19 protein-coding genes are annotated in these 20,302 nt (G+C 42.9%); 8 read left to right on the plus strand and 11 right to left on the minus strand.

Annotation, left to right across the window (positions count from 1 at the left end):
- Positions 1-82 precede the first annotated feature (82 nt).
- The 3 genes from DBR11_RS07780 (at position 83) to DBR11_RS07790 (ending at position 4,690) form a co-directional block, all read left to right on the plus strand.
- On the plus strand, positions 83-529 hold the full coding sequence (locus DBR11_RS07780) for a DUF2059 domain-containing protein (protein ID WP_108551285.1): 447 nt from the start codon (positions 83-85) through the stop codon (positions 527-529).
- A gap of 90 nt (positions 530-619) precedes the next feature.
- Positions 620-3,028, plus strand: a complete 2,409-nt coding sequence (locus DBR11_RS07785; RefSeq protein WP_108551287.1) for a S9 family peptidase — start codon at positions 620-622, stop codon at positions 3,026-3,028.
- Positions 3,029-3,172: 144 nt separating this feature from the next.
- Complete coding sequence (locus tag DBR11_RS07790) at positions 3,173-4,690, plus strand: glycosyltransferase family 39 protein (RefSeq protein WP_108551289.1); 1,518 nt, start codon at positions 3,173-3,175, stop codon at positions 4,688-4,690.
- Here the strand turns inward: DBR11_RS07790 and DBR11_RS07795 are convergent, their stop codons facing one another.
- The gene (locus DBR11_RS07795; RefSeq protein ID WP_108551291.1) at positions 4,691-5,911 is read right to left on the minus strand and encodes an FtsX-like permease family protein; all 1,221 of its coding nucleotides are present in this window, start codon (positions 5,909-5,911) and stop codon (positions 4,691-4,693) included.
- A 208-nt stretch (positions 5,912-6,119) separates the two neighbouring features.
- On the opposite strand from DBR11_RS07795, the gene DBR11_RS07800 reads away from it, so the two are divergent.
- Entirely contained in the window at positions 6,120-7,277 is a 1,158-nt protein-coding gene (locus DBR11_RS07800) for an exo-beta-N-acetylmuramidase NamZ domain-containing protein (RefSeq protein ID WP_199233791.1), read from the plus strand.
- Positions 7,278-7,317: 40 nt separating this feature from the next.
- Positions 7,318-7,530, plus strand: coding sequence for a hypothetical protein (locus DBR11_RS07805; RefSeq protein ID WP_108551295.1), 213 nt, complete (start codon positions 7,318-7,320; stop codon positions 7,528-7,530).
- Between the two features lie 31 nt (positions 7,531-7,561).
- Here the strand turns inward: DBR11_RS07805 and DBR11_RS07810 are convergent, their stop codons facing one another.
- The 3 genes from DBR11_RS07810 to DBR11_RS07820 all read right to left on the minus strand — a co-directional run bounded on the left by DBR11_RS07810 (position 7,562) and on the right by DBR11_RS07820 (position 9,318).
- Entirely contained in the window at positions 7,562-7,840 is a 279-nt protein-coding gene (locus DBR11_RS07810; protein WP_108551297.1) for a hypothetical protein, read from the minus strand.
- 36 nt (positions 7,841-7,876) lie between these two features.
- On the minus strand, positions 7,877-8,146 hold the full coding sequence (locus tag DBR11_RS07815; protein WP_108551299.1) for a hypothetical protein: 270 nt from the start codon (positions 8,144-8,146) through the stop codon (positions 7,877-7,879).
- Between the two features lie 131 nt (positions 8,147-8,277).
- A complete protein-coding gene (locus DBR11_RS07820) occupies positions 8,278-9,318 on the minus strand; it encodes a DNA topoisomerase IB (protein WP_108551345.1) in 1,041 nt (346 codons plus the stop codon).
- Between the two features lie 107 nt (positions 9,319-9,425).
- Here DBR11_RS07820 and fmt point away from each other — a divergent pair, with 107 nt between their 5' ends.
- Positions 9,426-10,334, plus strand: coding sequence for a methionyl-tRNA formyltransferase (fmt, locus tag DBR11_RS07825; RefSeq protein ID WP_108551301.1), 909 nt, complete (start codon positions 9,426-9,428; stop codon positions 10,332-10,334).
- Here fmt and DBR11_RS07830 read toward each other — a convergent pair.
- On the minus strand, positions 10,329-11,168 hold the full coding sequence (locus DBR11_RS07830; protein WP_108551303.1) for an aminotransferase class IV: 840 nt from the start codon (positions 11,166-11,168) through the stop codon (positions 10,329-10,331). The genes fmt and DBR11_RS07830 overlap by 6 nt on opposite strands.
- Before the next feature lie 3 nt (positions 11,169-11,171).
- A complete protein-coding gene (locus tag DBR11_RS07835) occupies positions 11,172-12,203 on the minus strand; it encodes an RluA family pseudouridine synthase (RefSeq protein ID WP_108551305.1) in 1,032 nt (343 codons plus the stop codon).
- Positions 12,204-12,575: 372 nt separating this feature from the next.
- On the opposite strand from DBR11_RS07835, the gene DBR11_RS07840 reads away from it, so the two are divergent.
- Positions 12,576-13,475, plus strand: a complete 900-nt coding sequence (locus tag DBR11_RS07840) for a 1-aminocyclopropane-1-carboxylate deaminase/D-cysteine desulfhydrase (RefSeq protein WP_108551307.1) — start codon at positions 12,576-12,578, stop codon at positions 13,473-13,475.
- Positions 13,476-13,477: 2 nt separating this feature from the next.
- Here the strand turns inward: DBR11_RS07840 and DBR11_RS07845 are convergent, their stop codons facing one another.
- The 5 genes from DBR11_RS07845 to DBR11_RS07865 all read right to left on the minus strand — a co-directional run bounded on the left by DBR11_RS07845 (position 13,478) and on the right by DBR11_RS07865 (position 18,713).
- Positions 13,478-14,569, minus strand: coding sequence for a glycoside hydrolase family 43 protein (locus DBR11_RS07845; protein ID WP_233260683.1), 1,092 nt, complete (start codon positions 14,567-14,569; stop codon positions 13,478-13,480).
- 29 nt (positions 14,570-14,598) lie between these two features.
- Positions 14,599-15,765 carry a mannonate dehydratase gene (uxuA, locus tag DBR11_RS07850; protein WP_108551309.1) on the minus strand — a complete coding sequence of 389 codons (1,167 nt, stop codon included), beginning with the start codon at positions 15,763-15,765 and terminating at the stop codon, positions 14,599-14,601.
- A 42-nt stretch (positions 15,766-15,807) separates the two neighbouring features.
- Positions 15,808-16,548 carry an SDR family NAD(P)-dependent oxidoreductase gene (locus DBR11_RS07855; protein WP_108551311.1) on the minus strand — a complete coding sequence of 247 codons (741 nt, stop codon included), beginning with the start codon at positions 16,546-16,548 and terminating at the stop codon, positions 15,808-15,810.
- Positions 16,545-17,579, minus strand: a complete 1,035-nt coding sequence (locus DBR11_RS07860) for a LacI family DNA-binding transcriptional regulator (protein WP_108551313.1) — start codon at positions 17,577-17,579, stop codon at positions 16,545-16,547. Before DBR11_RS07860 ends, DBR11_RS07855 begins: the two co-directional genes overlap by 4 nt.
- Before the next feature lie 84 nt (positions 17,580-17,663).
- On the minus strand, positions 17,664-18,713 hold the full coding sequence (locus DBR11_RS07865) for a LacI family DNA-binding transcriptional regulator (RefSeq protein WP_108551315.1): 1,050 nt from the start codon (positions 18,711-18,713) through the stop codon (positions 17,664-17,666).
- Positions 18,714-18,826: 113 nt separating this feature from the next.
- Here DBR11_RS07865 and DBR11_RS07870 point away from each other — a divergent pair, with 113 nt between their 5' ends.
- Entirely contained in the window at positions 18,827-20,302 is a 1,476-nt protein-coding gene (locus DBR11_RS07870) for a xylulokinase (RefSeq protein WP_108551317.1), read from the plus strand.

The following is a 20,302-nucleotide window of genomic DNA, read 5'->3' on the forward strand; positions in this document are numbered from 1 at the left end:
GTACAGAAATACACAAGCCGATATGAATAGAATTTGGTAGCACATGATAGCTTCATCACCATTAAAATAAAATTATATTCAAATGAAAAAAACGCTTTTAATTTTCTCCTTTTTTCTTCTTACCGCAAGCTCTTCCTTTAGCCAGGACAACACTGCCTACAAAACCGCTTTAGGAAAGATGATGGAAGCCTCAGGTGCCGAAAGCATTTACAAGGCTGCTATTTCACAAATGATGAACTTGATGAAAGAACAAAAAAGCCAGGTCCCTGCAGAAGTTTGGGAGAGTTTGCAAACCGAAATGTTAAAAATTTCAGTAACAGAACTGACCGACATGCTGGTACCCGTTTACCAGAAGCACCTGACCATTCAGGATGTTAATGCCCTGACCAGCTTTTACAATACCCCGGTAGGAAAGAAATTTGCGGAGAAATCGCCCCTGATCATGCAGGAATCCATGCAGATTGGACAACAATGGGGGCAAAAGATTGGTCAGCAGGTTGCCGACAAGCTGAAAGAGAAGGGCTATTAGGATTGTATCAAGAATTTGATACAGAATAGGCGGGATTCCCTGCCTCATTCGTTATTTTTACGAATTAACCAACTTATTAATTCGTAAGGCATGAAGAAACTCTTACTAAACCTTTTTCTCCTTACTTCATCCTGTGGTGTTTTTGCCCAGGATGCAGTAAATTATCAAACGCCTCCAAAAGCCATTGCAGATCTGCTCCTGGCTAAACCAACACCTTCAGTAAGACTGGACAGCAAAGCAGAATGGATGCTGCTCAGCAACCGGAACTCTTATCCTTCCGTTGAAGAACTGGCTATGCCCGAATTGCGGATCGCAGGACTGCGCATCAACCCGGGAAATTTCGCGCTCAGCAGACAGACTTTTATCAATGGTTTTACCCTTAAAAACATCAAAACGGGTAAAACACTGGCTCTAGCTGGCCTTCCGGCTCCATTGTTTGCGGGTTATGTGAACTGGAACCCTGCTGAAACCAAGATTTCCTTTACCAACACAACAGCAACTGGTGTAGATCTGTACGTCATTGACATCGCTACGGCTAAAGTAACAAAGGTGAACAAACAGCACCTGAATGTTATTCTGGGAAGCGGCATCAGCTGGCTGGACAACAATACTATCCTATACAGAACGATTGTAAGGCCTGCAACTGAAGCACCTCCTAAATCTTTAATGCCAAAAGGCCCTGCGGTGCAGCAGAACCTGGGCAAAGTTTCGCCAAGCGCCACCATTCAGGATTTGATCAAAACCCCTTATGATGAACAGCTTTTCGAATTCTATGCCACCTCACAGCTGGTTAAAAACAGCAATGGCCAGGAGTCTCCTATCGGCAAACCTGCTATCTATTTAAGTGTAAGCAGTTCTCCTGACAAAGCATATTTATTACAACGCAAGATTAGAAAACCATTTTCGTACCTGGTTTCTGCAAACGGTTTCCCTTCTGTGGTAGAAATTACAGACCTGAACGGAAAGGTAGTTAAAGAACTGGCACAGCTTCCTTCTTCTGAGGGTACACCATCAGGATATGATAACCTGCAAAATAAACCAAGAGGCTTTGAATGGCGTGGAGATGAAGCAGCCACTATCGTATGGGCCGAGCCTTTGGACAGTGGGCTGATCAAAAAACAGGTACCTTTTCATGATGCAGTTTATGCGCTGAATGCACCTTTTACTGCAAAAGCTAAGGAACTCTTCAAAACCCAGACCCGTTATCGCGGTACCACCTGGGGCGAAGCAACTTTAGCCCTGGTACAGGAAGGATTGCGCAGTAAGCAAACTTTCCGGGTAAGCCGCTTCAATTCTACAAGTGGTCAGCTGGAAACTTTATACGAAGGAAATCAAACCGATGCGTATAATGATCCGGGAGATCCGGTATTGACCAAGAACAAATATGGAAAATACGTGATTCAAACGGTAGACAATGGCACTAAAATACTGATGAACAATCAAACCGGTTCGTCACCAAAAGGAGATTTACCCTTTCTGGCCAAGTTTGACCTGGCAAGCAAAAAGAATGAAGTCCTGTGGAGAAGCACCGAAGGTACATTTGAATATGTGGAAGATGTGATTGATCCGGTAAAATTAGTTTTACTGACCAGACGCGAATCTCAGAAAGAGGTACCGAATTACTTTATCAAAAACCTGGTGCTCCGCGTTGCCGATCGTCAGATTACCGATTTCACCAATCCTTATCCTGAACTGAACGGTGTAATTAAGGAAAAAGTAGCCTATAAACGTGCGGACGGTATTGATCTGACCGGTAATTTATATTTACCTAAAGGTTATGATAAAGCGAAGGACGGACCACTTCCTTTACTGATCTGGGCTTACCCAAGAGAATTCAATTCTGCAGCAGATGCAGCACAGATTCGTGGTTCTAAAGACAGGTTTACCACCATCAGCTGGGCCTCGCCTATTTACTGGGTAACCCAGGGCTATGCTGTTTTGGACAATGCAGAGATGCCAATTGTTGCTGCTGAAGGTAAAAAACCAAACGATACTTTTGTAGATCAGTTGAAAATGAATGCCGAAGCGGCCATCAATAAACTGGCAGACATGGGGGTTGCAGACCGGAATCGTGTAGCGGTTGGTGGCCACAGTTACGGTGCGTTTATGACAGCTAATTTACTGGCCCACACCAACTTGTTTAAAGCAGGTATTGCCAGAAGTGGTGCTTATAACAGAACCTTAACGCCTTTTGGTTTCCAGAACGAAGATCGCACTTACTGGGATGCACCGGAATTGTATTACCAAATGAGCCCTTTCAGTTATGCGAATAAGATTAAAATGCCCTTATTGCTGATTCATGGCGATTCTGACGACAACCAGGGTACTTTCCCGATCAACAGTGAGCGCTTGTTCAATGCCATCAAAGGATTTGGTGGTACGACCAGGTATGTTTCTCTTCCTTACGAAGCCCACAGCTACAGAGGTAAGGAAAACCTGCTTCATATGCTCTGGGAAATGAACAGTTGGCTGGATAAATATGTAAAGAATGCTAAATAAATAAGAAAGCAGTTGTATTATAACACGGTCAGGATGACGACCGCGTTATAATACAGCCGCTTTTTTTATGCAATTTCTTCTCATGATATGTAATATTACATGTACAACGCTGTCTAAAAGATGTATTCCATATAAGCTGTCCCTATGTCAAAGAAATCTATTGTCCTCTGGTCGTTTATTCTGCTGAAATTCATCATTCAATACTTCGTCATTCATCCGGTTTACGATCTGCAAAGGGATGAATTTTTGCACCTTGATCTTGGAAAACACCTGGCCTGGGGTTATACTTCTGTCCCACCGCTAACCTCCTGGACGTCCTGGTTGATGTTATCGTCTGGCCATACCCTTTTCTGGTTGAAATTTTTCCCGGCTTTATACGGTGCCCTCACTACATTGGTGGTCTGGAAGATTATAGAAGAACTGAAGGGAAACTGGTTTGCACTGATATTAGGGGCCACTGCAACAACCTTTTCTATATTGTTCAGGATCAATTCACTCTACCAGCCCAATTCCCTGGATTACCTCTGCTGGACGCTGTTGTATTATACTTTGATTAAGTACACAAATACCCAACACCGCAACTGGCTTTTTGCCACCGCTGCTGTATTTGCAGTTGGCTTTTTGAACAAATACAACATCCTGTTCCTGGTGCTCGGCTTAGTACCGGCACTGCTGCTTGGAGAACAGCGCAAATGGTTCTTAAAAAAAGATTTTTACCTCGCCCTGGTCTTAGCCCTACTGCTTATTTCGCCCAATCTGATCTGGCAGTTTCAACATCATCTTCCTGTGCTTAAACACATGGCAGAGCTGAGGGCCACGCAGTTGGTCAATATGAACCGGATGGATTTGTTTAAAGACCAGTTGCTGTTCTTTGCCGGAGCAGACTTTGTCATGATCGGAGGTTTGATTGCCCTGGTCATCTACCCTCCTTTCCGTCCTTTTCGTTTTGTATTGTTCTCTTATATTTTCACCCTGCTGATCTTTTCTTATTTTCGGGGCAAATCCTATTATGCCATTGGCCTGATTCCTGTATTGCTTGGTTTTGGAGCGGTCTACCTGGAAAAGTTATGCAGCGAAGGCTGGACGCGTTACCTTAGGCCTGTGGCCATCCTGTTGATCTTAGGGGTGTTCATTCCCTTTGCAAAACTTACTCTGCCGCTCTACAGTCCCGACGAAATTATCAAAAAACAAGCCATAGATAAAAAATTTGGGGTATCCAGGTGGGAAGATGGGAAAGATCATCCTTTACCCCAGGATTATGCGGATATGCTGGGCTGGAGAGAACTGGCCGGGAAAGTAGATCGGGTTTATGCTGGTGTCGCAGATAAAAAACATTTACTGGTGATTTGCGACAATTACGGCGAGGCGGGTGCTATTAATTTTTACTCCAGGTACAAGAACATAGATGCGGTATCTTTTAATGCCGATTACAAAAACTGGTTTGATCTGGATAAGGATTACTATACAGTGATCAGCATCAAGGAAAATTCTCCTGGTAATCAGGGCAACCCCGATGAGAAAGTATTGTTCCATAAGATCAAGGTAATGGGTAGTATTGAAAACCCCTATGCCAGGGAAAAGGGAACCTATATTCTTTTACTGGAAGAACCCAAAACGGATATTAATCTGCTGCTCAGAAATAGAATAACAGCTTTTAACTAATTATTTAAACCTGATTGCTTTTAGCGGAGAAATCTTGCTGACCAGTAAGGAAGGCAGGATCAGTACGATCAGGCAGATCACCAGTGTAGCTGCATTGAGTAAGATCACATCAGCCGCATGAATCTCTACCGGAACATATTTAAGGTAGTAAGAACTTTGATCGAGAGTGAAAATATGGGTGTGATTTTGAAGAAATGCCAATCCAAGCCCCAGAAAATTTCCAAGCAGCAGTCCAATGCCCACCAGATAGGCCGCATTGTACAGGAAGATCTTCATAATACTGAAGTCGCTCATGCCAAAGGCCTTGAGTACACCAATCATATTGGTTCTTTCCAGGATCATGATCAGCAAAGCAGTAATCATATTGATCACACCTACAATCATCATCAAAATAAGCATGACCCGGGTGTTCACATCGAGCATAGACAACCAGGAGAAAATATTCGGATAGTAGTTTCTTACCGACTCTGACTTTAAACGGGCATCGAGGTGATCATAAATACCATCTGCAATCTGATCAATCTTAGAGAAATCTTTGACCCGGACTTCTATACCGCCAACTTCATTGACCTTCCAGTTGTTGAGCCGGCGGATGATGTTAAGGTTTCCGATCACAAAACTTTTATCGATCTCTTCTACGCCAATGTCATAGATCCCAACGATCTTAAATTTACGTTTCCTTGGTGGATCCTGTACAAAATGCATAATGAAGGAATCGCCGACTTTGAGTTTCAAACGGCTTGCCGTATAACTGGAAATCATAATTTCCGAGTTGGATTGTACACTGTCTTTAAAAGACATGACCCGGCCGCTCACCAGGTGGGTGTTAATATAATCCCAGTGATAACTGGAATCTACGCCTTTAAAATTGATTCCTTCTACCTCATCATTTGCCGATATAATGGCTGGTTTGGTAGAATAAGGCTGGAAATATTCTATCTGCGGATTATTTTTAAGTGCTTTCAGCGTTGCTGCGCTGGGTGTAAAAGGGGAAAGTTCAAAAGAATTGTTGAGGTCCAGTTTAAAGATCCGGATGTCTCCAACATAACCTCTTACTTTATCCTGGATTTCGGTTTTAAAGCCTTTAATAATGGCTACAGACAGCATCATAACCGATAAACTGAGCATAATACCCGAAATTGCAATGCGTACAATCAGTTTGGAAAAGGTGCGCTCTGCTTTTACAGAGATCTTTTTGGCTATGAAATATTCTATATTCAATGTTTTGCAATAAATAGTAACTTAGCAAAAATGCTTATTTGATTTGGATTTAAAGCATATTTATTAAAAAAGAAACCCGATGAAAGCCACCGCATCCCTGTTATTATACCTGAGTTTAAGCACCCTTGCCTTAAAAAACTGTGCCGCCAAAACACCTGATCAGTTCCATTCTGATACACTGGCTACCTATAGTGTCCAGCCTGTACCTATGGGTAAGAAACACAAGCAGGCTCCTGTGGAGCATATTCGTACAGGTGCAGAGCAAACGGAGTTGTACCTCCCTTTACTGGAAGGCAAACGGGTAGGCATGGTGGTAAACCCAACTTCGATAATTGGTCAGGAAAATTCTGTGGACAGCCTGCTGAAAAGAGGGGTGAACATTGTAAAAATCTTTGGCCCGGAGCATGGTTTTAGAGGTAACGCCAGTGCAGGTATTCATGTTGATGACGATGTGGACGCCAAGACCGGTATCAAAGCAGTTTCTTTATACGGAAAACACGAGAAACCTACAGCAGAAGAACTCGCAGATATAGACATCATGGTTTTTGATATTCAGGATGTCGGTGTACGTTTTTACACCTATATCAACACCTTGCAGCATGTAATGGAGGCCTGTGCAGAGCATGGAAAAGAATTAATGATTCTCGACAGACCAAATCCCAATGGATTTTATGTGGACGGGCCTGTTCTGGATCCGAAGTTCAAATCTGGCATTGGCTTAAAACCTATTCCTATTGTGCATGGGCTTACCGTAGCCGAATATGCGCAAATGCTAAATGGCGAAGGCTGGCTGGACAATAAACTGACCTGCAAACTCCAGATTATTAAAGTTGCGAATTACACGCACGACACGCCATATGAACTTCCGGTGAAACCTTCACCAAATCTGAATACCACACAGTCCATTTTGTTATATCCAACAACCTGTTTGTTTGAGGGTACTTACCTTAATCTTGGCCGGGGTACCCAATTTCCTTTTACGATTGTTGGATCGCCAGCGCTAAAAGGAAAATACAGTTTCTCTTTTACACCGATCAGCATTAAGGGCATGGCTGAAACTCCTTTATTTATGAACCAGGTGTGCTATGGATTGGATTTAAGGAAATATGACACCGATAATTTCAGGAAGGATAAAAAGATTAAACTGAGCTGGTTGATTGAACTGTACAAAGCCTCTCCTAACAAAGCCGATTTTTTCAACTCTAAACTGAGCAACCAAATGGGGGTTATTGAACGTTTAGTAGGCGTAGCGGATTTCAGACAACAGATTATTGCAGGCAAATCCGAAAAAGAGATCAGGGCCAGCTGGGAGCCTGGATTGAGCAAATACAAAACAATGCGCAAAAAATACTTGTTATATCCTTAGGCAACCATCAAGGCTGCTGATTGAATTTAAACAAAGGGATATGAACAGCGCGCCTAAAGAGAAAAGTAAAAAACCTGGTAGCAATTACCAGGAAGAAACACCTAAAGGAAAAGTACCTTCAGGAAACAAGGCTGTAAAAAAGCCTGAAGATAAGGACTACACTAAAGAGCAGGCCAATTTTAAGAACATTGCTCAAAAAAGAGAGAAAGAGGAACAACCTGTAAATCCGGTTAAAACACCACCAAAGAAATAAGAAATGCCCTGTGTAATACAGGGCATTTTTGTTAAATTTTCACTTCGGCAAGCTCCTTTTTTGCCTCTGGCTGTTTTTTAATTTCCATTTTTTCGGGCCTATAAATGGCCCCTGTTGCAAAATCTATAATAATTCCCGGCCAAAAAAATAGATCTGCGATAAGTGCGACAGGCCTTATGGCTCTTGACGGTTGCCCTGGAAGAGGCCTGGTTCTTTGTGCCTCTGTTATTTTTCCACCAAATACAGTGGCGCAGCTCGAAAGCATACAAACAGCCAGTAACATGGCTATTGCGGTGTTCGTTTTCTTCATAAATGTGGTGTACACCTAGTGGTGCAGAAAGTTTGGTTAATTGGTTTGTGCGGTTTGTTTAGGGGTTTCGGTTGTTTTCTTTACCTCCGGCTTATAAATGGCCCCGGTTGCAAAATCAACAATTAAACTTGGACAAAAAAGAATGATGTCTGCGATCAGTGCCACTGGCCTGATGGCTCGCGAAGGTTGTCCTGGTGTGGGTTTAGTTCTTTGGGCTTCAGTTACCTGCCCACCAAATACTGTTGCACAGCTGGAAAGCGTGCAAATGACCAATGTCATTGCGACAAGATTTGTTAATTTTTTCATTTGTGTGTTTGTTTGTGTGTGTTACGCCTTCTGGTTGAAGAGGGCGTATTCAAATTTTATAATTTAATTTCAGATAAACAATAGCACACAGACAATTAATTTAATCATGAAAAATTTCACAAAAGAAAAATCTATTTTCGGATAGACTTTAAGAATTTCATTAAAACCTTTTCGTCATTTTCCATAGCAGACTGGGTCTGCGGCTGGTCTATATGAATCTGCTGAAGGTATTTCGCCAACTGGTCCTTTTCAAAGGCTTCCAGCAATAATGGATATACGTAAGAACTCTTACAAACTGCGCGCGTATTGCCAAGTTTTCCGGCAACGCAGTCCAAAACCTCAACAATAACCTTTTTCTTCGGACGCTCATCTTCTACATTGGCACATCTGGCCAATTGCCGCAGGGCCTCCAGCGTGCCTCCCCAGGTACGAAAATCTTTTGCGGTAAAATCGCTTCCACTGATTTCTCTGATGTAGTTATTGATCTGTCCGGAATCTACAGACTGATGCGCCTTACCGCTGGTATAATATTGAAAAAGCTCCTGTCCGGGGATGTCCCTGCATTTTTTCACCAATCGCGCCAGCGTCCGGTCATTTAAGCGAATCTCTTGTTGAACCCCTTTTTTCCCTCTGAAACTTAGGGTCAGCTGATTTCCCTCGATCTTTGCATGTTTATCACGCAGTGTGCTCAATCCATAACTGCCATACAACTGCTTATAGGTTTCATTACCCACGCGGATAAGGGTCTTTAACATGACCTGTACACAAATGGCCAGGACTTTCTGTTCATCGAACTGCTTTCGTTTAAGATCTTTGGCAATTCTTTTACGCATCTGCGGTAAAACTTTCCCAAACTCCATAAGCCTGAAATATTTCGTATCAGAACGTCGCATTGTCCATTTCTGGTGGTAGCGATATTGCTTCCGCCCGGCAGCATCAATCCCCGTAGCCTGGAGATGGGCATTCTTTTTAGGCGCAATCCAAACGGCTGTCCAGGCCGGCGGCAGTACAAGCGCTTTGATGCGGTCCAGCTGGTTTTCATCGGCGATCCGGTTTCCTTTCTGATCGGTATAATAAAATTTACCAGGCTTTCCTTTTCTGTAAATCCCTGGGATACTATCGGTAAGGTAGACCAAACCGCTTTCTTTTATTTCTTCTAATGTCTGAACCATAAGCAAAGGAAGGATATACGTTAAATTTTTAGTTATTTTGCTTTTCAATAAAGCCATGGGTCTTTAAATTTCCAGGCTTTGATTATAGGTACAATAAACATATCCGGATGAAATTAGTTTTTATGGGCACGCCCGATTTCGCAGTAGCATCTTTAGATGCTTTGGTTAAAGCAGGTTTTGAAATTGCAGCAGTAGTTACTGCAGCAGATAAGCCGGCAGGAAGAGGGCAGAAACTCAGTGAAAGCGCTGTAAAAAAATATGCTGTAGAACATGGAATTAAAGTACTTCAGCCTGTAAAACTTAAGGACCCGGAATTCATTGCTGATCTTCAGGAGTTAAAGCCAGACCTGCAGGTGGTGGTTGCCTTCCGGATGCTGCCGGAAGTGGTCTGGAACACGCCACCAAAAGGCACAATCAATTTACACGCTTCGCTCCTGCCCCACTATCGCGGTGCAGCACCAATCAATCATGCCATTATTAACGGAGAAAAACAAAGCGGTGTAACTACCTTCTTTTTAAAACACGAAATAGATACGGGCGATGTGATCTTTTCGGAGACCGTAAACATCGCTGACGAAGATACCGCTGGAGACCTGCATGATAAACTGATGGCTGTAGGCGCAGGCCTGCTGGTGAAGACCGTTAAAGCCATTGAGGCGGGTGATTATCAGGAAATACCTCAGCCTGCGGCAGAAGAGCTTAAACACGCTCCCAAGATCTTTAAGGATTTTTGTCAGATCAACTGGAACCTGCCTGTTCAGACGGTATATAACCTGATCAGAGGACTAAGCCCTTATCCCACTGCATTTACCAAGCTGAATGACAAAACACTTAAAATATTTAAAACAAGCATAGAAAACCAGGTGCCTGATGTGGCACCCGGGAGTTTTTTAACAGACGGCAAAACCTTTTTAAAATTTGCCGCCCGTGATGGCTTTTTAAAATTAACTGATCTGCAATATGAAGGCAAAAAAAGGATGTCTGTGGAAGAATTTTTAAGAGGAATGCGCTTATAAATTATTCAACATAGTACTTAATCCTTTGGAAACTTCATTGAAGTATCTTTTTCTTCCATAACCCATTACCCAACGGATACCGCCAAGGGCATTGGTAATAAAGACTTCTTCGGCTTCTCTCAATACTTCGGGATTGAGTTGAGCTTCTATGATGGAAATGTCGTTGGCTTTAGCCAGTCCCATGACCACTTTGCGCATAACACCAGAAATACATCCCTCAGACAAGGCAGGCGTATAGATTTGCTTGTCGTACACCACAAACACATTAGAACTGATGCTCTCACAAAGAAAACCGTTTTGATTGAGGATGATCGCCTCGTCCAGTCTGTGTTGTTTTTTGAACAATCCAGCCATGACGTAGACCAATGCACTACTGGTTTTATAATTAGACAAAGGATTGATAGGTTTGGTGATCTCATCAAAGACATCTATGATCAAACCTTTTTTGTTCAGTTCATAGCCACTCTCGGTAAGTGGGCTGGCTTCCAGGATATAACCTGATTTATTACTGTTTGGGGTATACAGACCATCACCATTGCGGTAAACCGACAACCGGAACCGCACATTATCTCTTAATTTATTCTTTTTACAAAGCTCTGCCGTTTTCTGTTTCAGAAAATATTCATCCAGTAAAACACTCCCCTCTATTTTAAGGGCCTTCATTCCTGCACGAAGCCGGTCAGCATGCAATTCAGGGAACAACAGCTTACCACCGCTCATGCGCATGGTTTCAAATAAGCCGTCCCCGTAACGGAAACTGCGGTTACTGGAAGTCAGTATCGGATGGTGAATTGTAAAAAACTCGTCGTTGTGTAAAATATACTCGTGTTGCATGTATTATTGTGGCTGTACGATGTAGTTTCTCCATTTGTTCAGTACCGCATCAAAATCAGCCGGCAAAGGTGCTTCAAATTCCAGATATTTTTTAGTAGTTGGATGAATAAATCCTAAAGTTTGTGCATGAAGTGCTTGTCTGGGCATCAACTCAAAACAATTGTGAACAAACTGCTTGTATTTGGCAAAGGTTGTTCCTTTTAGAATTTTATCTCCTCCGTAATTCGTATCGCTGAATAGTGGGTGTCCAATATGCTGCATATGTGCTCTGATTTGATGTGTACGGCCAGTTTCCAGCTGGCAGCTGATTAGGGTTACATATCCTAAACGTTCCAGAACGGTATAATGTGTTACAGACCACTTACCTTTTTCTTCATCGTCATAAATATCCATTACGATCCGGTTCTTTGCGCTTCTACCGATATAACCAGTAACTGTGCCATTTTCTTCCAGATCTCCCCAAACCAAGGCTAGGTATTTACGGGTAATGGTATGATCGTAAAATTGTTTGGCCAGTTTGGTCATGGTCATTTCGTTCTTGCTGATCAGCAGCAATCCTGAAGTATCCTTATCTATACGGTGCACCAGGCCAGGTCTCCCCTCATTTCCGGGAAGTTCAGGCAATTGTTCAAAATGAAAAGCAAGCGCATTGACCAGGGTCCCGGTATAATTATTATATCCAGGATGCACCACCATACCCGCTTCTTTGTTCACCACTAGCAAATCGTTGTCTTCATAGACAATATCCAGGGGAATATCCTCCGGATAAACTTCAGTATCTCTGGGTGGATGAGGAAAAACAATGGAGATCTCATCAGATGGTTTTACTTTATAACTTGGCTTTACCGTTTTCTGATTAACCAAAACATTTCCGGCGTCTATAGCATTTTGTATACGGTTTCGTGACGCATTTTCCATACGGTGCATCAAAAACTTATCGATCCGGAGCAAAGATTGCCCCTTATCTACAACAATATTAAAATGTTCATATAAATCCTGCTCCTCTAATTCTACTCCGGCGTTGGTATTTTCCATGTTACAAAACTAATCTTTAACAATTACATATTTAAAAAAGAAATTGGCTTACTATTTGTTAGGGTAGGATACCAGTCTGCAAAACCCACTTTGTTACAGGACAAAAGGGCTTTAAAAGCAGGAGGAAATAAATAAAAAAAAAGATAACATTAATAATTTGAAACTGCACAAAATGAATGACCAGACCACCCGCAATTTCATAAATACAAAAAACAATACCTACCATACCCACCAGAATATAAAAACAATACCTATGAAAGCCTTTACCCAAAATGTTAAAATTGTTCTTAACTTTTTCCCTTATCTGATTAAAAAAATCTATTTCAAAGCTTAATCAGGCTGGAAATGTAAAATCGACTTTATATTTGCCTCATGTTTGAAGCGATACACAGTCCGTTACATAAATTAAAACATCCTTCTTCTGTACAGTTATACGTGAAGAGGGATGATCTTATTGATCCCTATATTTCCGGGAATAAATGGCGTAAGCTCAAATATATCCTGGCGAAAGCACTCGATTTAAAAAGAACCCACCTGGTTACTTTTGGAGGCGCCTATTCCAATCACCTTATTGCTACTGCTGCTGCTGCTGCCCGTTCAGGTTTACAGTCTACCGGTTTTGTGCGCGGTGAAGAGGTGGAAAATGACACCCTGTTTCTTTGCAAGCTCTATGGAATGAAATTGATCTTTATCAGCAGAGAGGCGTATAAGGACAAATTTGGCTTGTTCAAGGTCTTTTTCGGTGAAGATCCTTCCGCCTACTTTATTGATGAAGGTGGCGCTTCTGCAGAAGCCGTAAGGGGCTGTGCGGAAATCATCCAGGAGCTCCCTGGAGATGTTGATCATTTATTTTGTGCTGCAGGAACAGGAACAACGGCTGCTGGTCTTTTAAAAGGCATCCGCCAGCAGAACCTAAAGACCCAGCTCCATGTTATACCTGTATTAAAAGGTGGTGATTTTATTGCCGGAGAGATTTACAATTACACGAAAACCATAGAACAGCTGAATCTGCATACGGATTATCATTTTGGGGGTTATGCAAAAACTTCTCCTGAATTGCTTCAGTTTATGACGGGTTTTGCGGCCCGTGAAGGCATGCTGATTGATCCCATATATACGGCGAAAATGTTTTATGCCATTGATGATCTGGCAAAACAAGGCTATTTTAATCCAGGAGAGAAGATTGTAGCCCTTCATACCGGAGGACTGCTGGGCATCCTTGGTAAAAAGCAACAGTTATCTGCCTCGATCTCCTCTCCTGGTAACCTGTAAGCTTAGTTTCCGTATGGATGTATGGTGCGTATACTGCCATCGGCTTCATGATGCAGTTCGGTTACTTTAATGTTACGTAAATGTGTTTTGCCTCCTGAGAGTTGCGTATCATGATAATACAACAACCATTTGCCTTTATACTCCACAATGGAATGATGTGTGGTCCAGCCTACTACCGGCGTCATGATCACCCCCTGATAGGTAAAGGGACCATAAGGTGATTTACCTGTTGCATAGACCAGCTGATGTGTATCACCTGTAGAATAGGAGAAGTAATATTTTCCTTTGTATTTGTGCATCCAGGAGCCTTCAAAAAAACGCCGGTCGTGATCTCCGCCTAACAAAGACTTTCCTGCTTTATCCAGGATCACTACATCTTTCGCCGGTTCTGCAAATTCTTTCATATTGGGTGCCAGTTTAGCGACTTTGGCCGTTAATGCAGGTGCCTCGTCTTTTCCGGCATCTGTTTTCGAGCCGTTACTATCGTATTTCCCATTATTCCAGCGTTGCAGCTGGCCCCCCCAAATACCTCCGAAATACATATAAAAACTGCCATCTGTATCTTTAAAAACGGCCGGATCAATACTGAAACTTCCTTTCATTGGTTCTTTTTCGGCTTTGAAAGGCCCTGCCGGTGAGGAAGAAGTTGCTACACCAATCCTGAATACATCATTTTTATCTTTAAGGGGAAAATACAGATAATAGGTACCATTCTTAAAGGCCGCATCAGGCGCCCACAATTGCCTTCCTGCCCAGGGGATATTTTTTACAGACAAGGCTACACCATGATCGGTAACCTTTCCTCCTGGGCCGTCCATAGAAAAAATATGATAATCACGCATATCAAAATGGTCACCATTGTCATTTTCCGGGATACCAGCTTCAATATCATGAGAAGGGTAAATATAGATCTTGCCTTCAAAAACATGTGCAGAAGGATCTGCAGTATACATGTTGGTAATCAGGGGCTTTGAAATGGCACCTTTAAACGGATCTTTCCAGGTAGTCTTGTCTTGTGCGTTGCCAGCAGCAGAGAGCAGCAGGAACGACAGGCCCAGCATCAGGGCATTCGGCTTGTAGATTGGTCTGTTCATATATATTTGGTCTTTAGGTTATTCTAATTTCACATGGATCTGGAAATTCCCAGTTCCAGACCCCGAAGTTCTGCGAGCCCCTTTAATCGTCCAATGGCCGAGTACCCGGGATAAGTTGTTTTCTGCAGATCATCCAGCATCTGGTGCCCATGGTCTGGCCTCAACGGCAAGGAAACTCCGGTTTGCTGCATCACTTCGATCAGCTTTTTCATCACGCTGTACATGTCTACTACACCGTTTAAATGTTCTGCTTCGTAAAAATTTCCCTCTGCATCTCTATGGATGTTTCTCAGGTGTACAAAATGAATTTGAGCGCCATACTTTGAAATGATCTGGCAAAGGTCATTATCTGCCCTTACTCCTAATGACCCGGTACAATAGCAAAGCCCGTTGGCCTGGGAGGGATAAGAATTCAGGATAAAATCCAGATCAGCTTCCGTACTGACAATTCTGGGCAGTCCTAAAATCGGGTATGGAGGATCATCGGGATGGATGGCCATTTTCAGCCCGTAGCTTTCTGCAGCGGGGATGACTTCCTGAAGAAAGCGCTGTAGGTTAGACCGCAATACACCAGCGTCTACAGCAGCATAATTTTGCAAGGCGTCCAGAATAACCTCTGGCGTAAAAGCTTCATCTGATCCCGGAAGTCCGAGCAAAGTGCTTTGAAAAAGTTGTTCCCGTTCTGTTGTCGTCATCGCCTTGAACTTCACTTTTGCTGTAGCAATCTCGGCCTCTGTATAGGCTTGTTCAGCCAAAGGTCTTTGAAGTAAAAAAAGTTCAAAAACGATGAAAGCGAGCTTTTCAAAGTATAAAGTTTTGCTTCCATTAGGAAGGGTAAAGCTTGGATTGGTGCGCATCCAGTCTAGAACAGGCATAAAATTGTAGGTCACCACTTTGATGCCACATTCGGATAGATTTTTAAGACTATGGGTGTAATTATGCAGCCATTCCTTATAATTTCCTGTCCTGGTTTTAATTTCCTCATGCACAGGTAAACTTTCCACGACCAGCCATTGCATTCCTTCTTCTTCTATTAAGACACGGCGTTTAAAGATTTCTTCTTTGCTCCAGACTGCTCCTACCGGAATATGGTGCAGGGCAGTAACTACAGAGGTGCAGCCGGCCTGGCGGATGTCTCTCAGGCTGACCGGGTCTGCTGGGCCAAACCATCGCATACTTTGCTCAAATTTTATCATTTTATATACGGACAATCGATTGTCTTTTAGGATAAAAAAATTTTAAAAGCCTATGGAGTTTCCTCCGTCTACAGGAATGATCACTCCAGTAACATATTTGGAACCTTCTGAACTTAAATAATACACCGCTCCGGCCACGTCTTCAGGAAGACCAAGATGCCCCATTGGGGTTCTGGACAAAACTTTTTGCTTTCTTTCCGGATCATTATCCAATGCTTTTGAAGACATGGCTGTTTTTATAAATCCTGGTGCAACACAGTTGACCCGGATGCCCAATGGAGAAAGTTCTACCGCCATGGCTTTAGTCATTCCTTCTATAGCAGATTTAGCAGCAGTATAAGCAATCACCTTTGGTATGCCGTATTGGGCTGCCATAGAACTGATGTTAATGATTGTTCCTTTTCCGGCAGCAATCATTACCTTACTTACTTCTCTGCTGATGGCAAATACGGACAAGACATTGGTTTGGATCACATTATAAAATTCGGCATCGGTTACCTCAGCAAAGGGCTTTTTATGGTTAATTCCGGCGTTATTGACCAGAATATCAATTTGTCCGAATTCCTGTAAAATGTTTTCAATGCAGTCCGGTATCCTGGACAGGTCCTGCAGATCCAGTACTTTATATGTGCAGAGGCTGCCCAGTTCTGCTGCCGCAGCCTGTAACTTCGACTCGTCCCGCCCTATAATAATGGTTTTAATCTTTTCTTCTACTAGTTTCCTGGTAATGGCAAGGCCCAAGCCTGCCCCGCCACCGGTAACTATGGCAATTTTTGCACTCATATCGTTTTCTTTTTTAAGGAGGATGGCCGGATCAGCAGTTGTGATTTTAGAATAATGGTATTGGTCAGGGCCGCATCTTCTTCTCCGTTAAGCTGGCTAACCAGGTGTCTTGCTGCAATTTTCCCCATCTCTTCGCCCGGGTAATTCATGGTGGTGAGCATTGGTTCTGAAATTCTGGAGATGATGTCGTTGTTGAATCCCGCCACCGCAATATCTTCCGGAATACGGAGTCCTGCATCTTTAAAAACCTTCATGCAGATGACTGCGGAAAGGTCATTGGCTACAAAAAGTGCATCAGGTCTGTTCTTCATTTTCAGCAGCTGTTTGGCTACCAAAATGGAAGATTCTTCTGTTAGATCTGTTTCAAAAATCAGGTCTTGCTGTTTAGGAAGCTGGTGTTCTGTCAAAGCTCGTTCGTAGCCGAGCTTTCTTTCCTGGTAAACATTTCGCATGCAGTTCCCGGTAAGATGGGCAATGCGCTTACATCCCTGTTCAATTAAGTGGTTGGTAATTTCATAACCTGCTTTTTCATTATTGATCACCACTTTATTAAAATCATCTTCTTCGATAACCCTATCCACAAAAAGCAAAGGAATCCGGTGACGGATGTATTCTTTATAATGATCAAGGTTGCGTGTATTGGCGGCTAAATTCACAATCAGCCCATCTACCCTATTTTGCAGCATTTCTGCAGCATACTTGATTTCATTCTCTTCCAGTTCCAGAGACTGGCTGATCAGCATATTATAACCCGATACATTGAGTTCTTTTTCAATGCCAGCCAGGATATCGGAAATAAAATAACTGTTTAATCTGGGTACAATGACCCCAATGGTATTGGTTTTCTGTTTGCGCAGGTTGCTGGCAAAGGTATTGAAGCGATAGCCCATCTCTGTGGCGGCATCAAATATTTTCTTCCTGGTTTTAGCCGTAACAGCAGGATTGTCCTGAAGCCCCCGGCTAATGGTAGAGGGGGCAAGATTCAGTCGTTCTGCAAGATCATAAATCGTGACTACTTTCTCATTTTTCATATTTGGCCAGACATTTTTCCGGCTCTAAAGTAATCATTTTTCTGAAAAATGCAATGGATTGCATTTTTCAGAAAACACAGGTAATCAAGCGGTAGTATTTACGCCTGGAATTCGTTGGGTTGACTTTCTGACGATGACTTTTGGTTTTATACTTACAATTTTAGGTTCTACATTGAATTCCAGTCCTTCCATCTCCTGGAAATAGAGATTAGCAATGGTTTTTCCCATGCTGATGCTGTACTGATCAATAGTGGTAATAGACGGGCTGGTCAGTTCTGTAAAAGGTTCATTGGAATAACCGCAAATTCCAAGATCTTTTGGAATCTGAATTCCTTTATTGGTGGCTACCTCCAGAACACCCAGAGCAGAGAAATCGGAAGTGGAAGCGAATATCGCATCTGGCGGGTTCTCAAGTCCCAGTAATTGAGCTGTAGCTTCTGCACCCAGTTCCTTGGTCCAGGCATTTTCGCACATCAGTTCTTCCAGAACGGGAATATTGTGCTTGCGAAGCGCAGCCAGATAACCTTCTTTCCGGTGACGGAAAATATCCAGTTGCTGTGGGCCTTCCAACAGGGCTATCCTGCGGTAACCTTGCTCTATAAGATGAGTTACGGCTTCATAAGAGGCCTTTTCATTGTTATTGATCACTTTAAAAGTATCCAGTTCCTCTACCACCCGGTCAAACTGGATGAGCCTGATCTGATGGTCCAGCACCTGTTGCAAATGTTCATAGGGACCGGTTTCAGCAGCAATAGAAATAATGATACAACTCACATGCTGATTCACCAGTGCGTTGACACAATCCACCTCGCGGGCATGCAATTCGTTGGACTGGCAGATGATCAGGTTATAGCCCTTTTTATAAGTGACCTCTTCAATTCCGGCGATAATATTGGAAAAGAAATTCTGATTGATCCTTGGCACAACCACACCTATCGTCGGGTTATTTCCTTTCCTTAGGTTGGAGGCCATCGCATTGTGCTGGTAATTCATTTCTGCAGCAGTTTTGAGCACCAGTGCTTTTGTTGCAGCATTAACTTTATTACTGTTACTCAGTGCCCTGGACACAGAAGAAGCTGCCAAATTCAGCTTTAGGGCGATATCGTAGATGGTTGTTCTTTTCTGACGCTGCATAATAAATACAAAAATATAAAAAAAAACAGGGCAATCGATTGCAAAACAAAATTATTCTCCTAAATTCGTTTCTGCTAACCAGATTTAGAACAAACCATGAAACAAAAAATCATATGCTGTTACTAGGAATAGATATTGGTACTTCCTCTATAAAAGTAGCCGTCATCAATGCAGAAACACAACGGGTAATTACCTCGGCACAATATCCTGACGAAGAAAGCCCCATTATATCTAAACAAACCGGCTGGGCAGAACAATCACCTGAAATGTGGTGGGAGCATGCACTCCTGGCTTTTAAAAAATGTAAAACACAAGTGTCTTTTCAAGCCAGTGATATTGCCTCTATAGGCATTGCCTATCAAATGCACGGTCTGGTTCTGGTAGATAAAGATCAAAACCTGGTACGCAACAGTATTATCTGGTGCGACAGCCGGGCTGTAGAAACAGGGAACCTGGCTTTTGAAGCTTTAGGAGAGGAATATTGTTTAACTCACCTGCTCAATTCTCCTGGAAATTTCACGGCCTCCAAACTGGCCTGGGTAAAACAAAATGAACCGGAGATTTATGCCCGGGTGGATAAATTCATGCTTCCAGGTGATTTCATTGCGATGAAACTCACCTCGCAGATCACCACTAGTATTTCAGCTTTATCTGAAGGGATATTCTGGGATTTTAAAACAGACAGCTTATCCGAAGCGCTGATGGACTATTATGGCTTTAGCAGAGATCTTATTCCTGAAATCAAGCCTGTATTTGCAGAGCATGGGCGGGTTACGGCAAGTATCGCGCAGCTGACCGGACTGGCTGAAGGAACTCCGGTTACTTATAAATCAGGTGATCAGCCCAATAATGCACTCTCTTTGAATGTACTGGAACCTGGAGAAATTGCGGCAACAGCAGGTACTTCTGGCGTAATCTATGGCGTAAGTGACCAACTGGCTTTTGATCCTCAGTCCAGGGTAAACACTTTTGCCCACGTCAATTATACACAAGAGCAGAAACGACTGGGTATTTTACTCTGTATCAATGGTACAGGAAGTATGAACCGCTGGGCCAAGCACAATATGGGCCCTTCAGATTCTTACGCACAAATCAATGCCGCAGCTGCGCAGGTAGGTATAGGCGCAGACGGCTTGCGTGTACTACCCTTTGGAAATGGTGCAGAGCGTATGCTCAACAACAGACTGATCGGTGCGCAAATGAGCCATATCGACTTAAATATACATCAGAAGGCGCATATATTCAGAGCGGTACAAGAGGGAATTGCTTATGCTTTCCGTTATGGTCTCGACATTATGCGCTCCAATGGCCTTGCTCCTACAGTTATTCGCGCAGGTAAAGCAAATTTATTCCTCAGCAACCTCTTCCTGGAAGCTTTTGTGAACTGTACGGGGGTTCCGGTAGAATTGTATGAAAATGATGGCAGTACCGGGGCAGCCCTGGGTTCTGGAATTGGGGCCAAAATCTATAGCAACCCTTCCGAAGCCTTCCATAACCTGAAGCCTATCCAATTTGTAGAGCCCTCATTAACCAGCCAATATGAGCCTGTGTACCAGGACTGGCTACAGCTTTTAAATCAACAACAATAA

This window comes from Pedobacter sp. HMWF019 (assembly GCF_003061025.1).
Classification (GTDB): Bacteria; Bacteroidota; Bacteroidia; order Sphingobacteriales; family Sphingobacteriaceae; genus Pedobacter.

Excerpts from the sequence above, each read along its gene's own strand:
- DBR11_RS07780 (WP_108551285.1), top strand. The coding sequence starts at position 83 with ATGAAAAAAACGCTTTTAATTTTCTCCTTTTTTCTTCTTACCGCAAGC.
- DBR11_RS07785 (WP_108551287.1), top strand. The coding sequence starts at position 620 with ATGAAGAAACTCTTACTAAACCTTTTTCTCCTTACTTCATCCTGTGGT.
- DBR11_RS07790 (WP_108551289.1), top strand. The coding sequence starts at position 3,173 with ATGTCAAAGAAATCTATTGTCCTCTGGTCGTTTATTCTGCTGAAATTC.
- DBR11_RS07800 (WP_199233791.1), top strand. The coding sequence starts at position 6,120 with ATGGGTAAGAAACACAAGCAGGCTCCTGTGGAGCATATTCGTACAGGT.
- DBR11_RS07805 (WP_108551295.1), top strand. The coding sequence starts at position 7,318 with ATGAACAGCGCGCCTAAAGAGAAAAGTAAAAAACCTGGTAGCAATTAC.
- DBR11_RS07810 (WP_108551297.1), bottom strand. The coding sequence starts at position 7,840 with ATGAAGAAAACGAACACCGCAATAGCCATGTTACTGGCTGTTTGTATG.
- DBR11_RS07815 (WP_108551299.1), bottom strand. The coding sequence starts at position 8,146 with ATGAAAAAATTAACAAATCTTGTCGCAATGACATTGGTCATTTGCACG.
- DBR11_RS07820 (WP_108551345.1), bottom strand. The coding sequence starts at position 9,318 with ATGGTTCAGACATTAGAAGAAATAAAAGAAAGCGGTTTGGTCTACCTT.
- fmt (WP_108551301.1), top strand. The coding sequence starts at position 9,426 with ATGAAATTAGTTTTTATGGGCACGCCCGATTTCGCAGTAGCATCTTTA.
- DBR11_RS07830 (WP_108551303.1), bottom strand. The coding sequence starts at position 11,168 with ATGCAACACGAGTATATTTTACACAACGACGAGTTTTTTACAATTCAC.
- DBR11_RS07835 (WP_108551305.1), bottom strand. The coding sequence starts at position 12,203 with ATGGAAAATACCAACGCCGGAGTAGAATTAGAGGAGCAGGATTTATAT.
- DBR11_RS07840 (WP_108551307.1), top strand. The coding sequence starts at position 12,576 with ATGTTTGAAGCGATACACAGTCCGTTACATAAATTAAAACATCCTTCT.
- DBR11_RS07845 (WP_233260683.1), bottom strand. The coding sequence starts at position 14,569 with ATGAACAGACCAATCTACAAGCCGAATGCCCTGATGCTGGGCCTGTCG.
- uxuA (WP_108551309.1), bottom strand. The coding sequence starts at position 15,765 with ATGATAAAATTTGAGCAAAGTATGCGATGGTTTGGCCCAGCAGACCCG.
- DBR11_RS07855 (WP_108551311.1), bottom strand. The coding sequence starts at position 16,548 with ATGAGTGCAAAAATTGCCATAGTTACCGGTGGCGGGGCAGGCTTGGGC.
- DBR11_RS07860 (WP_108551313.1), bottom strand. The coding sequence starts at position 17,579 with ATGAAAAATGAGAAAGTAGTCACGATTTATGATCTTGCAGAACGACTG.
- DBR11_RS07865 (WP_108551315.1), bottom strand. The coding sequence starts at position 18,713 with ATGCAGCGTCAGAAAAGAACAACCATCTACGATATCGCCCTAAAGCTG.
- DBR11_RS07870 (WP_108551317.1), top strand. The coding sequence starts at position 18,827 with ATGCTGTTACTAGGAATAGATATTGGTACTTCCTCTATAAAAGTAGCC.